The 14,370-nt window shown below is 50.2% G+C and carries 10 protein-coding genes; 5 read left to right on the plus strand and 5 right to left on the minus strand.

The window, feature by feature from the left end; translation table 11 throughout:
• Nucleotides 1-32 precede the first annotated feature (32 nt).
• Complete coding sequence (locus PsW64_RS20090; RefSeq protein WP_063304719.1) at nt 33-683, minus strand: peroxiredoxin; 651 nt, start codon at nt 681-683, stop codon at nt 33-35.
• A 98-nt stretch (nt 684-781) separates the two neighbouring features.
• Here PsW64_RS20090 and PsW64_RS20095 point away from each other — a divergent pair, with 98 nt between their 5' ends.
• On the plus strand, nt 782-1,681 hold the full coding sequence (locus tag PsW64_RS20095; RefSeq protein ID WP_063304720.1) for a LysR substrate-binding domain-containing protein: 900 nt from the start codon (nt 782-784) through the stop codon (nt 1,679-1,681).
• A gap of 46 nt (nt 1,682-1,727) precedes the next feature.
• Here PsW64_RS20095 and PsW64_RS20100 read toward each other — a convergent pair whose 3' ends face one another.
• Nucleotides 1,728-2,447, minus strand: coding sequence for a Crp/Fnr family transcriptional regulator (locus PsW64_RS20100; RefSeq protein ID WP_208980901.1), 720 nt, complete (start codon nt 2,445-2,447; stop codon nt 1,728-1,730).
• A 649-nt stretch (nt 2,448-3,096) separates the two neighbouring features.
• Between PsW64_RS20100 and PsW64_RS20110 the strand changes: the two genes are divergently transcribed.
• On the plus strand, nt 3,097-3,528 hold the full coding sequence (locus PsW64_RS20110) for a GNAT family N-acetyltransferase (RefSeq protein WP_063304722.1): 432 nt from the start codon (nt 3,097-3,099) through the stop codon (nt 3,526-3,528).
• A gap of 47 nt (nt 3,529-3,575) precedes the next feature.
• Here PsW64_RS20110 and PsW64_RS20115 read toward each other — a convergent pair whose 3' ends face one another.
• Complete coding sequence (locus tag PsW64_RS20115; RefSeq protein WP_063304723.1) at nt 3,576-4,061, minus strand: hypothetical protein; 486 nt, start codon at nt 4,059-4,061, stop codon at nt 3,576-3,578.
• A 502-nt stretch (nt 4,062-4,563) separates the two neighbouring features.
• Between PsW64_RS20115 and PsW64_RS20120 the strand changes: the two genes are divergently transcribed.
• A complete protein-coding gene (locus PsW64_RS20120) occupies nt 4,564-5,502 on the plus strand; it encodes a helix-turn-helix domain-containing protein (RefSeq protein WP_208980902.1) in 939 nt (312 codons plus the stop codon).
• A 43-nt stretch (nt 5,503-5,545) separates the two neighbouring features.
• Here the strand turns inward: PsW64_RS20120 and PsW64_RS20125 are convergent, their stop codons facing one another.
• Entirely contained in the window at nt 5,546-7,210 is a 1,665-nt protein-coding gene (locus PsW64_RS20125) for an aminotransferase class V-fold PLP-dependent enzyme (RefSeq protein ID WP_063304725.1), read from the minus strand.
• A gap of 601 nt (nt 7,211-7,811) precedes the next feature.
• Here PsW64_RS20125 and PsW64_RS20130 point away from each other — a divergent pair.
• Both PsW64_RS20130 and PsW64_RS20135 read left to right on the plus strand, forming a co-directional pair.
• Nucleotides 7,812-12,473 (plus strand): ExeM/NucH family extracellular endonuclease, encoded by a 4,662-nt coding sequence (locus PsW64_RS20130; protein ID WP_063304726.1) that lies wholly within the window; start codon nt 7,812-7,814, stop codon nt 12,471-12,473.
• A gap of 383 nt (nt 12,474-12,856) precedes the next feature.
• Nucleotides 12,857-13,453, plus strand: coding sequence for a hypothetical protein (locus PsW64_RS20135; RefSeq protein WP_063304727.1), 597 nt, complete (start codon nt 12,857-12,859; stop codon nt 13,451-13,453).
• Nucleotides 13,454-13,877: 424 nt separating this feature from the next.
• Here PsW64_RS20135 and PsW64_RS20140 read toward each other — a convergent pair.
• Nucleotides 13,878-14,370 (minus strand): HlyD family efflux transporter periplasmic adaptor subunit (locus tag PsW64_RS20140; RefSeq protein WP_153042408.1); only part of this gene is annotated, 493 nt, incomplete at its 5' end.

Consider the following 14,370-nt stretch of genomic DNA (forward strand, 5'->3'; position numbering starts at 1 on the left):
TTAATCACCTGAACTCCGTCTCAGGTTTCGTATTAAGCAGGCACATCTTTCGTAGAGAAGTACCAGTCAACGTATTCATAACCAGCTGATTTACGTGATTCAGCCAGATCCGCTGTTGCTGGTGGTGGCACGATTACTTTGTCACCAGGCTGCCAGTTTTCTGGAGTCGCAACACCGTGTTCGGTAGATGTTTGCAAGGCTTTGATCAAGCGTAGGAACTCATCAACTGAACGCCCGTTGGTCATTGGGTAGTAAACCATCGCCCGCAGAATTCCTTCAGGATCAATAATGAAAGTTGCGCGAACAGCAGAAGTGTCTGAGGCTCCGGGTTGGATCATGCCGTAGGCTTTGGCGACTTCCATTGAGAGGTCCGCAATGATCGGGAAGGGTATGTGAACGCCAAACTTCTCCTCGATGTTTCGCATCCACGCGATGTGTGAGTAGTGACTGTCGATAGACAGGCCAAGCAATGCTGTATTGAGCTTGCCAAAATCTTCTGCTGCATTCGCAAAAGCAATGAATTCGGTTGTGCAGACAGGCGTAAAATCAGCTGGATGTGAAAAGAGAACCAGCCATTGACCTTTGTAATCACTCAATGATTTGGTGCCATCAGTCGTCGGAGCAGTAAAATCTGGTGCTGGTGTGTTCAGCTGCGGCAATGTGATGATAGTTTCTTCTGACATTTATTTTCCTCGGGCTCAATTGATTTGATAAATGCACAATATCGATCTATATTAATTAGTGAAATTGATTAATAATAATACAGTGATCTATAAAACATATGAGTCATCTACCAAGCCTTCGCCAGCTGGAATTTCTGGTGGCACTTGTTGAAGAGCAACATTTTGGCAGGGCAGCAGAAAAATGTAATGTGAGCCAGTCGGCTCTGAGCACAGCGCTCAAAGAGCTGGAACAGAATCTTGGTGTTCATTTGGCGGAGCGAACCAAGCGTTCTGTCACAATTACACCTCTGGGCAACTCACTGGCTGATCGCGCACGTCATATCCTGCTCGATACAAAAGCCTTTGTAGATTTTGCTGCGGCAAACTCTAAGTTCCTGTCTGGAGACATGAAACTGGGTGTGATTTCTACAGTTGGACCTTATCTGCTTCCTGGGATAATGCCGCAGCTTCGGAAGAAGTTTCCGGAACTTCGCCTCTTTGTCAAAGAGGGCATCACCCATGACCTGTTGGCTGCATTACAGAGCGGGCATCTGGATGCCGTTTTGCTGGCACTCCCATTTGAGATTGGCGACCTTGTTCATTTTCCATTGTTTGAAGATGGATACAAACTGGCTGTCACACCTCAACATCCGCTTGCAAACCGGCAACATGTAGAAGGGCAGGACCTGACAGATACCAAGATGATGTTGCTGGAAAAAGGGCATTGTTTACAACAGCATGCCCTGTCTGCATTTTTACCCGACGGCCCGGTTCAAGACAGTTCATTTGAAGCGACTAGCCTGTCCACTCTGGTGGGTATGGTGGCAGAAGGGCTGGGAACTACACTTCTGCCAGACGTCGCGATTACTGCAGGACTGACGGATAATTATGATGTGTGCCTCATCGATGTAGATAAGGCACTGCCAAGAGAAATAGCGCTCGTATGGCGAAAAAGCTCACCACGGGGAGAGGAACTACAACATCTTGGCGAGTTCATCAAAGAAGCCTATGAGGGATGAAAACCCAGGCGCGGGCGAGCGGGCAAAATCATTTTAACGCAACATCTTAGCCGTGGCTTGAATGCATAACCACTGTGCGTTCCTGCTCTACCAATGTGCGCAGAACCTGAACGTTGGAAATGATTGCTCGGTTCTGTTTGACCTCGACGCCATAGCTTTTCAGCTTCTGGAACGCGCGAGACAGGCTTTCCGGTTTCATACCCAGACGACCCGCGATGAGTGCTTTGTCGTAGGGCAACACCAATGTGCAGGAACCAGCAGGTTCTGTGCTCAGGTTCAGCAAGAATTCGGCAACACGTTGTGCACCGGTATGGGTCTTCAACCCTTCAATCTGCAACACGAGCTGATGCAAGTGCATGGACAAAGACGACATCATTGCCAGCGCGATGTTCGGATCTGCTGCGATTGAGTTGGCCAGGTGGGCCACTGGAATGCAAAGCACCACACTATCCGTAACCGCTTCACCAGAGGCTGGATAGTTTGAGTTTGTAAAGGCAGCTCCTTCAGCGAAGGTTTGCCCACGGGTGAATACCCCTACAACGGCTTCATCACCGCTGCTTGTCGCGCGAAAAACTTTGACCCATCCTTCCAGCACGATAAAGAACGCGTCTGCCTTATCATCCTGAAAAAAAATCATCTCACCGCGCGAGACAGATTTTTTGGTGGCACCCCGAAGCAGCTGTTCTCTTGCCTCGGTACTCAACCGTTTAAGCAAGGGAATTTCAGCGAGCTTCTCCACTTCACTGCTAACTATTGTAGTAGACATTTTTACAGACCTCTCCCACGATCAATCCAATCGTACTGTTGCGTAGATGAAGGACGTTGATCTAACGCAAGTGTTTTTGCGCAATTGGCACCTTGCAGTTGTCCTTTTGAAAGCAAAAAGGACCTAACGAAAATCAAGGAAGTAGAGAACTCAGAGGATTAGGGTCCACTATAGGGAAGGTTTTCACTCAGTTCACTGAGCGAATAAACTTGCCTTTTTGGCTCAATAATATGTTTAAAACTGTCCTCTGGAATGTTTTTTACCCGTTCTTGACGGTGAAATGAGCCTGTTCGGTGGCGAAGACGCGTCCGAAATAGGAAACGGGCAACGGTTGCGTCTTCACCATCAAGTCCCGAAGCCGGCTAATATTTTCCGGAAATCATGAGATGGTAAGGCGCAGATATTTGCACCCTTAGCAGCACATCGAACCCGAAAATCTGAGTTGCCTTGACATTGCGCCCCTTAGGTTTAGGTTGCGTATTCCTAATGTGTTTCAGAGGAGATTTGATGTCCCGGATCTGAGGGTTCAAACGAAGAACCCCTATGCATGCTTCCAACCTTAAGACCGTGCCATTTGCACGGCTGGTTCCGCATGGCTTCATTTTCCGAACATCAAGCGCCGATTAGCGGCACTCTTCAGGACATAGAAATGATCCGCAAAATTGAAACTCGCGACACCGAGTCCATTGTTGACGTCTGGCTTGAGGCCAGCAAACTCGCTCACCCTTTTCTGAGCGACAGCTTTTTAGCTCATGAAACCGACAACATCCGAAACATGTATCTGCCCAATGCAGAGACATGGGTTGCTGAAATGAACGGCGCTGTCGTCGGGTTTATTTCATTACTTGGCAATGAAGTGGGCGGACTGTTTGTGCATCCAGATTTTCACGGGCGCAAGCTCGGGAAGGCTTTGATGGACAAGGCCACCTCGCTTCATGACAGCGTTGAACTGGAAGTCTTTAAGCACAATCCAATCGGGCGTGGCTTTTATGCTCGCTACGGCTTTGAGGAAATGCATGAAGACTTTAATGAGGATACGCAGCAGTTGGTCATCCGGCTGAAGTACTCCGCCGCGGTTTAGGTGGAGCAGAAGGAGAGGGTGCCTTGCACTCTCTCCAAGTCTTGGTGTTAGCGATGGTTTTTGCGGCCTTCAGACACCTTCTTGAAAACCAAAGCCATCACAACGGCCATGCCCACATGTCCGAGGAATGAGGACTGCGTATAAGCGCCAAAGTCCATCATGAAGCTTCTGCCAATAAAGGGCGCGAGCATACCTTGCGCGATGTACCAGAGGAGCACACCAGCAACCACGCCAGAAATCCAAAACCGAAGTCTGGTCACTTGATGCACTGCAAGCACAGCAAGCGGAAAGACAATTGCGCCAACGGAAAAGTGGATCAGGAAGGCGAGACCATATGGAATGGAGAGCCCGAATAACTTGTTCGCCAGTGCTGTAACGAGATACGCAGGTTCCAGAACCGGCCCAAACAGAAGCGGTGAGACAAACCAGGCATAAGCTTCAAAGGCGGTTTCGCCAATGACACCAGCCAGCAGCAGCGTGGGCAATACGGTTACGAACGAGGAGGCAGGAGGAACAGAAGTATCCAGGGCCATTGGGAGATCCTTAAGAAGCTCGATGGGGAAACGCACAGATCGAGATATGTGCAGTGAGCACTTCTTTAGGTGTGAGTTTGGAAAGGGGAATACAAGACAGCTCCGTTCCCAGTTTAATCACATTACGTTCACCTGATTGAGAGCCATTGGGCCGGAAACTAATGCCTGCGTCTTCCCCGCTCGTTGTGCTCTCTTCATGCATCAATGCAAGATTCTCAGGAAAAAACTCAGTTTTCAGGCGGTTCCAAACAAAATGCACAATGATCTGGACGTCACGTCATTGTTCGGGGGGCTCTTGGAGATGTATATAATTGCTATAAGGTTTTAGTAAAAGCACGTATAAATTGAGTTGATTTTACGAGGACATATTTTGAGTGAGGTGGATCTCATTGACGGAGCGCCAAGAGCGGAGATTTCTCAGCCTATTCCTCAGGCTGTGTTTTCCGTTGATGGCGTTGCGCCAGATGAGCGCTTCTCTCTCTGGAAGGAAAGTATCTCCTTCATGTTTCAGGTGGAAGCAGATCATGCCGTCAGGTCTGATGAATTCACCGCAGAAGTAGATGCGCATATGTTCGGGCAAATTATTCTGGCCCGGACAAAAAGCAGAAAGCAGTTTTGGGAGAGGAGTGAGCTGACTATCGCAAAAGATGGGATGGACCACTTCATGATCCAACTGTTTGAAACGGGAGACATGATTTTCGAGCATGACGGTGCACAACATTCTGTTGCACAGGATGGCCTCATCATTTTTGATTTAGCCAGGACGTCAAAATCCTGGACCAATACATTTTCAAACCTATCCCTGATTATTCCCAGGGAGTTGCTCGAACCTAAGCTGGTTTATCCAGATGGGCAGCATATGCGGAGATTGCCTGCCGCGCAGCCCATGGTTCAGCTTCTTTACAGTCATATTAAGACGTTGAAAGAGTTGTCGGGTCAACTGAGCTTGTCACAAGCTGCAGATATTAACCCGGCAACGATTTCACTCGTTACTGCTTGCCTGAACAGCACATCTGAAGGTGTGGCTCTGGTCGAAGCAAACAGCCATGCCGCACAGATTATGCTGGCAAAACGAACAATCAGCGAGCACCTGTCGAACCCAGATCTTTCACCCGAAACTGTGGCCATAAAAGCAGGTATCTCACGTTCAAAGCTATATGAGATGTTCCGCAATTACGGCGGTGTGAAAAGTTTCATTCTGGAGCAACGTCTCAAGGGCGCAATGATGGCACTCATCAGCAACAGCAATGCCCACCGCTCCAACTCGGAAATCGCGTTTTCCTTCGGTTTTACCTACGAGAGCACCTTCAGCCGTGCTTTCAAAAAACGCTTCTCCATGACCCCATCCGAAGCTCGAAACTCCGCCGGCATTGCCTGGACCAGGGCCATGAGCACCCCAAATGTAGACCGCCGCTACGAAGACTGGGTGAAGTATTTGTGAGAGGTAACCGGCGACGGGTTATCTCCGTCGCCTCGGCTTACTCTTATGCGACGGCGACGTCTTGTGGGCGGACGTACCAGCGGAGATCTTCCACTTTTTGTGGTTGAATGACGTTGTAGCGTTCTTCGGTGCAGTGGTTGCGTAGGAGCTCTGCTTCGGCTGCTTTCATGGTCTCCGCCAGAGAGGGGCGCTTTGATGTTGTAACAGCTTCTGGCAGTGCGTTGAAATCGAGTGTTTCGAGAGAGGCGGCCAGTTCTGTTTTGTGGTTTTGGTAGCGCCAGACAGCGTCGTTTTGGTCGAAGCGGTAAAATGGCAGCAGCTTCCAGCCGTGCTCTGCGACCAACTCAATGGCGCGGACCAGATACTCGAAGGTTTCTTCATCAATGAAGTAGTTGAAGTTGAGGCGGATCCAGCCCGGGCGCAGGATCATGTGGCCTTCCACCAGCTGCTCTTCCAGTGCCTTGCTGTAATGCATGTCCATGCCAAGCAATGCGTGGCCGTATGGGCCCGCGCAGGAGCAGCCACCGCGGGCCTGAATGCCGAACAGATCGTTGAGCAGCGCTACAACAAAGCTGTAGTGCAGGTCTTTGCCTTTATGAGTGATCTTCAGCGAGGTGATAGACAGACGCGGCGCCTCGGTGTTGCCAAGGATCTCTATGTTCTCGCAGTTTGACCAGCGGGCTACGGCTCGGGAGACAAAGCTCTCTTCCCGGCGTTCAATCTCATCAGTACCGACGGCTTGCTGAAGCTTGAACACCAGCCCTGCTCGCACGGATTCAATGATCGCTGGTGTGCCGCCTTCTTCGCGCCGTTCTGCGTTTGCCACGTAGCGGTGATCTTCTGGCGTTACATACATGACGGTGCCGCCGCCCGGCATCGCTGGCACTCGGTTTTGAAGAATGGCATTGTTGACGATTAGAACGCCCGGTGTGCCCGGTCCGCCGACAAATTTGTGTGGTGACAGGAAGATAGCGTCTTTGGTGCTGTCGCCTTGCTCATCCTGAGCACCAGCCATATCGATGCCCACATATGGAGCAGCTGCGGCGTAGTCCCAAAAGGAGAGTGCGCCGTGTTTGTGAAGCAGACGGGCGACGGTGTCGACGTCGGTTTTGACGCCGGTGACATTGGAAGCTGCGGAAAAACTGCCGATCTTGAGGGGGCGATCTGCGTATTTGATCAGTTGTTTCTCAAGATCATCCAGACAGACCTGTCCACCTTCGCAAAGGGGAATGGAAACCACGTCTGCGATGCTCTCGCGCCATGGTAGTTCGTTGGAATGATGCTCATAAGGGCCGATGAAAACGACGGGGCGTTCTTTCTCGGGGATCTGCTGCTCAAACTTGTAGCGTGCGCTCAGGTCTGCAGGCAGTTTCAGGTTGAGAATATCGATCAGTTTATGGATCGCGGAGGTTGCACCGGAGCCGCAAAAGATCACGGAATGATCGTCGGTGGCGTTAACTGACGAACGGATCTGCTGGCGGGCCTGCTCGCGCAGTGCGGTGGTTTGTGCGCCTGTGTAGGAGGTCTCTGTATGGGTGTTGGCATAGTAAGGCAGAACGTGATCGCGGATGTAATCCTCAATCATGCTCAGCGAACGACCTGAGGCTGTGTAATCCGCATAAACCAATGGCTTACGACCAAATGCCGTGGCAATGGCTGCGTCCTCACCAATCACTGATTTTCTGATTTTATCGATCAAATTACACATGCTTGCCCCGTCTCTTTATTCCGTCTCATCAGATTCTTGTTATGGCGAACACACTCTAAGTTCGCTTAGTTTGCTGAAAAGATTGAATATAAGAAACTACATACTACAAAGATAAGTCAAGTTAGAAAATGATACTCTAAATGAGATAAAATATAGAATTGGTATGATTTTACTCAAGCCGGTGCCTACCCCTCGCCATGAACCCGCAAAAATCGTGATTTTGATAATTAAATTTTAATTGTATCTATGGATTCGCAGTGCGCCTTTGTGAAATATGAGTCGCGCAGGAGCCAAACTGTGTTTAAAAGCATCCCGAGTTATGCACAGCACTGGGTAACTTCCTGTCGCCTTGACATTGATATGCAACGCGAAGTTGAAAAAAATTTCACAAAAGAAAATATTATTCGAAATAATATGCGAAAAGTGAAAAATTGATCAATACGTCCTTTACGTCACCCTCTACATCGAGAAAACTGTCGATGCATGCTGCAGAAAATCTTTCGGGCATCTAGCAAAAAATAATCGTTCGTCTTGGCTCCCGGCTCAAAACTGGGAGGGGAGTGACGGACTCGGATAAGATGAACTGTAACGGGGTTGATACATGTTCAATTTCTTTCCTCGATTTAACTTCTACTCGATCAGCGTAAACTTTGGCACGTGGTGGGATGACGTCATCACGGGTACCGACGGTATTGATTGGGTCTGGGGTTTCAACGGTAACGATACCATCTCCACATATGCTGGAAATGACTGGATCCGGGCAGGTAAGGGCAATGACCTTATCTTTGCTGGTGAAGGCAACGATCGCATCAGCGCAGCTGGTGGCGACGATGTCATCCATGGTGGTGCAGGCAATGACAGCATCAATGGTGGCCGTGGATTCGATACAGCCGTTTATGAAGGCTCAATCGATGACTATTCATTCCAGCAGCGTGGTGGCTGGTGGAATCCAAAGACCAAAGTCATTGCAAATGACGGCTCTGAAAAAGACACCTTGATGAATGTCGAGGCAGTTCACTTCGCAGCTGATGACTACACTTACTATCTGGATGGTCGCAACAACGAGATCCGCGCTGGTGAAGATGCTGTTGCATCCGGCGATGAAGGTCTTGTGATTGAGGCTGCCACTCTGCTGGAAAACGACAAGGATTATGACGGCGACACGCTGACAATCACTGAAGTTTCCGCAAGCAGCGCTTCTGGCGCAACCGTCTCTCTTGAGAACGGTCAGGTCTCCTACAACCCAGGCAATGTTTTTGACAGCCTGCGTGAAGGCGAGACTGCAGAAGATACCTTTACTTACACAGTCACCGACGGCAATGGCAGCACCAAAGACGTCACCGTTACTGTGACCGTGACTGGTTCCAATCAGGCTCCGGTTCTATCTGTCGCTTCTGACGTTTCCGTTGCAGAAAACACCACTGAGGTGGCGACTGCATCTGCAACCGACGTAGACAACACAGATCTGTCCTATTCCGTTTCTGGTACTGATGCAGAGCTGTTTGAAATCGACGCTGAAACCGGTCAGCTGAGCTTCAAGACAGCACCTGATTTTGAAGCCCCAGCAGATGCTGATGGCGACAACGTTTATCAGGTTGAAGTCACTGTCACCGACGCTGATGGCGGCACCGACACGCAGAGTGTTGCCGTCACTGTTGAAGACGAAAACGAAGTTGTGCGTGACGTAATCGCGTTCGACATGGTCGACTCTCAAAATCAGGGCCTGGTGAGCTTCACCAACACTGCGCCTGATTTCTCCAGCGTTGCTGATGGCTTCGGCAAGTTCACTGCAGACAGCGCGCCGTTCTCACTGGTCGATTCCACCAATGGCGGCTTTGAGAATGACGTTCTGGGTATCATCGATGAAGCCACCAACTCTGGTGAGTTCTTCGGCGTAACCGACAGCATCAACAATGACAATGATGGTGAACTGACAGCGTCCTGGACCTTCGACATTGCAGGCTACAAAGATCTGGGTCTTTCCCTTGATCTTGGTGCAATGGGTGATTTTGAAGGCACAGACACCTTTGTGATCCGCTACTCCATTGATGGTGGTGAAGAGCAGGTTCTGTACTCCTTCACCTCTGACAATGACGGTGCACAGACCTATACCCTTGCCAGCGGCAAGACTGTTGATCTGGATGACCCGCTCACTGATGCAGACGCAGGCATTGTATTGACCAACCAGCTGCAGACCCTCGTGTCTGATCTGGAAGGCACTGGCTCTGAGCTGACCATCAGCGTTGAAGGCAAGTCAGACGGAAGTTCTGAAGCGTTTGCGTTGCAGAACCTGAAGATCCTGGGCAACCCGGCTGTTGTGCGCGAAACCTTCGCGTTTGACATGGTGGACTCACAGAATGATCGTCTGATCGAGTACACCAGCACTGCACCAGACTTCACCAGTCCTGCAGACGGCTTTGGCAAGTACACCGCTGCCGACGCTCCGTTCTCGCTGGTCGATTCCACCAATGGCAGCTTCGAAAATGATGCAGTCGGCGTTATCGATGAAGTCTCCAACACTGGTGAGTTCTTCGGTCTGACCGATACCGTCAACGACGATAATCCTAATGGTGACCCGCTGGTCGCAACCTGGCGCTTCGACATCTCAGATTACAGCAATATCAGCCTGTCTCTGGATGCTGGTGCAATGGGTGACTTTGAGTCTGATGACACCATTTCCATCCGCTACTCCATTGATGGTGGCGAAGAGCAAACTCTGTTCGCCTTCACCTCTGACAATGACGGCGCTCAGTCTTACACCCTTGCCAGCGGTAAGGTTGTTGATCTGAATGATCCGATGGTTGAAACCAACTCTGGCCTTGTTCTTACCAACCAGCTGCAAACACTTGTTGCTGATCTGGAAGGTTCAGGCTCCGAGCTGACCATCATCGTTGAAGGCTCTGCAAACGGCAGCAATGAAGCATTCGTTCTGCAGAACCTGCAGCTGGAAGGCGACACCACAGGCGGTGGCGGTACGTCCACAACCTACGCTATCGCAGCAGAGGCTGACTCCAAAGCTGAAGGCGACAGCGGCGTAACCTCCTTCGAGTTCACAGTGACTCGTGACGGTGATCTGTCTGAGGCTGGCACTGTTGACTTTGCTGTTGGCGGCGATGTTGATGCAGCTGACTTCGGTGGCACCCTGCCATCTGGCAGCATCGATTTTGCAGCTGGCGAAACCACCAAGACCATCACAGTCAACATCACTGGCGATGAAACAACCGAGCTGAGCGAAGCCCTGTCTGTGACCTTGAGCAACCCAACGGGTGGCAAGATCGCAACCAAGACTGCAACCAGCACTGTTGTGAACGACGATACCGCGCCGACACTCATCTCCACCATTCAGGGTGACGGTGCAGAATCCGGCATGGTTGGTGAGTTCGTTTACGTCAGCGCGCTTGTAACAAGCGTGACCAGCAGTGGTTTCTATCTGCAGGAAGAAACAACTGACAGCGACGGCAACTCCGCAACTTCTGAAGGTATCTTCGTTTACACCGGCGCGGCTCCAACCGTTGCAGTTGGTGATGAAGTGTCCTTCGGTGGTACCGTTGCAGAGTTTGGTGGCCAGACACAGCTGACTAACATTGGGGATCTGAGCATCCTGTCTTCCGGCAATGATCTGCCAGAATACATGCAGGTACTTCTGTCTCCAACAAGCCAGCATAACCTGGAAGCTCTGGAAGGCATGCGCGTCAGCGTAGGCTCCGGTACAGACGATGCTCTGACAGTCATCGAAAACTTCAATTTCGACCGCTACGGTCAGATTACAGTTTCCGCTGGCGCCCAGTATCAGGCAACCCATCTGTACGATCCGCAGGATGAGCTTGACCAGATCATCGAACATCAGGAAATGAACCAGAACAACCGTATCCTTATCGATGATGGTTCTTCTGAGCAGAACCCTGACGAGTTCACCTACGTGCCAGTTACCGAAGAAAACGGCGACAATGGCAATGGGTATCTGGACAGCGGTGACGACTTCTCTGAAGGGGCAACTCTGCGTCTTGGCACAGAGATCGATGCACCGATCGAAGGCATTCTCACCGAAGGCTTCGATGGTCATACTCTGATCGTTGACGGCCAGATTTCCATCGATGAAAGCACCAACTCCGGTGCGCGTCCTGACCAGCCTGCTGATGTGGGCGGTGATCTGAAAGTGTCCAGCTTCAACGTGCTGAACTACTTCACCAGTCTTGGTCAGCGCGGTGCGAGCTCTGAGGCAGATCTTGCGCGTCAAACCGACAAGATCGTCAAGGCAATGCTTGATATCGATGCGGATGTCTTTGGTCTTCAGGAACTGGAGAACAACGGCTTTGATGATGCCTCTGCAATCAGCGCTCTTGTTGATGCACTGAATGCGGAACTGACCGCTCAGGGTCGGACTGATGAGCTTTACACCTTCGTGAACCCGACTGACGGGGCTCCGATCGGGTCTGATGCCATCACCACCGGTATGATCTACCGTCCTGGCAAGCTGACTGTCATTGAGACAGAAACCTACACCTATCAGGAAACAAGTGCGGATGCGACTTACGCGATTGCGGATCGTCTGCAGGACTTTGCTGATCGTTCATATGTAGGTGACTTCCAGCGTAACCGCCCAACCGTTGCAACCACTTTTGAGGATGCAAACGGCGAACGCTTTACCCTCGCAGTCAACCACTACAAGTCCAAGGGTCCAAGTGGCCTGAGCGACCTGGTGGAAGACATTCAGGGTAAACTGGATGCAGGTACCATTCCGGCAGCTGATGTTGACCAGGTACAGGCAGATCTGGATGCCTTGATCGCTGATCCAAACTACGATCAGGGTGACGGGCAGGCTTTCTGGGCTCAGGCACGTGAAGATGCAGCAAAAGAGCTGCATGAGTGGCTGAGAACGGAATATGCAGGTGCAGGTCTTGATCCGGACATCCTCGTGATTGGTGACTTGAACACCTACGGCAAAGGCGACTCCGTACAGGAACTGGTAGAGGGCGGCGACATGACCGATCTTCTGTCTCAGTACCTGGGCGATGAAGCTTACAGCTTCGTGTTTGATGGTCAGCGCGGTTCTCTGGACCACGCTCTGGCATCCGACAGCCTTGCTGATCAGGTGACCGGCCTTGCTGAGTGGCACATCAATGCTGATGAGCCAGACCTGCTCAGCTACAACAGCCGCTTCACCGATGCTGGTTTCTACACTGACGACCAGTACGGCGCGTCCGACCATGACCCACTCGTCATCGGCCTGGACCTCAGCAGCCCAAGCGAAATGCTCGTTTAAGCAAAAAAGAAGGCCCTCGCGAGTTTGCGAGGGCCTTCACAAGAACAGAAAAAGCGGTTCCCAGAGCCGCTTTTTTTTGTATTAAAAAAGTAAGTCGCACCGTTTTGCTTGACGATCATCGACCTTCATTGAGCATCTAATAATCGTTATGAAGATAGATCTCAGTTGTGTTGGTGTCAGTGTTTTCTAAATTTTATGCTTTTGTAAGCTGTATAGGATAGATTAATTTTAAGTACTATAAGTAGAAGTATAATAAATATCAATTTATGATATGTGTATATTGGAATTGTATTGAGTAAGTTGTGTTAAGCGTTTTGGTTTTGTTGATTGAGTCGAATTTGTTAGTTATGTGCCTTTTAGCTTAAAGTTAAAAGGAGAATGGCATGCGGAAATGGTTCGCTATTGGATTAGTAGCCTTGCTACTAGGTGCATGTGGCACTGTTACGAGTTACAAATTTGCTCTTGATGCTTTTCCATTAGAAAAGAAAAATAGCTATGTTATTTGGCGCTATGCCGATACCGATATTATAATGAATGATACATTTTGTCGTATTGAGGGTGGTAAGTTTTTCGAAGATTGCACTCGAAAAAAAACCTCTGATCCAAGTAAACTGTATTTTAGAGGGTTCGGTGTCTCATTTGAATATGAAGGTGAGTATTACATAATGCGACCTGCGGCGGAGCCTCGCAGAGGTCGTTATGCGCTTTTCGAATCTTATGGCAGGTTTGCTAATAGAACTCGCACGCTCACTATTGGTGATGCTACATTTGCGGGAAGTTTTGCCCCCGGCACTATTACAGTAATCCCACATGGTGGGTACGGCACGTCTTTTCAGAAGAGCTGGCAGAATAAACTTAAAAAAGCTCTAGAGCAGGCTTTTGGTGAGCGAGTTAAGGGTTTTAAAATCGTCACTGCCAAGCAGAGAAAATCTGAGTGTCACCGCAAAAATAATAGAGTTAAATGTGAGCTCAAGAAATAGAACTCAATTTTGAGTGCCACTTCCTTACCGTCAGGCGAAACTCTAAATGTTTCTCAATTACTAGGCGATTGGAAATAATCCCCAAAATCAGGGAGATAAAGTTCGCGATGTTCGATGCTAAGCTGAGGGCTCTTTGAGGGCGAAAGCAGCTGTGTTGTGCCAGCCAATGCATCGGACAAGATAGGCTTATCCGACTGAGGCAACAGCCTTGCCTTTAAACCGGAGGTGATGGGATGAGGTTATTCCCCATTTCACTCACGCTTAAAATGAAAAAGACTCGGAACAGCTGGCTAATGCAACTCCGAGTCTCTTTCAAATAAGAAAAGGGAAGGGGGCGTAAGCTCCCTTTCCACTCCGGTTATTATTCTAGTCCTCACGACCTCAAAAATCAATGAAGTCGCCTTCCGAAGAAGTAAGGGGTTCCTTACTTTTCCTTCAACGCATGAGCGATTTGGTCTTGCATGGGTTTAATGAAGTAGGAGAGGACTGTTCGTTCGCCGGTTTGGATGAAGCCTTCGACGGGCATGCCCGGGACGAGGGTCTGGCCGTTCAGCTTTGGCATTTCGCTTTCCAGGATCTTCAGACGTGCCAGATAGAACGGTTCGCCGGTGACCTCATCGCGGGTCAGATCTGGAGAGACGTTGAGCACAGCTGCGCCCAGCTCAGGTGTGGTGCGCTGATCGAAGGCAGCAAGGCGCACATAGGCGTCCTGTCCCACTTGCAGCTGATCCACATCAACCGGTTGAACACGGCTTTCAATCACCAGATCACTGTCTTCCGGCACCACCAGCATGAGCGTGTCACCCGGAGCGATCACGCCGCCAACGGTATGAACGTTGAGCTGATGCACATAACCGGATTGCGGTGCGCGGATGTCAATGCGCTTCAGGCGGTCCTGTGCGGCCACTTCCTGCTCT

Origin of the sequence: Pseudovibrio sp. W64 (assembly GCF_001623145.1) — a bacterium.
Lineage (GTDB): Bacteria > Pseudomonadota > Alphaproteobacteria > Rhizobiales > Stappiaceae > Pseudovibrio.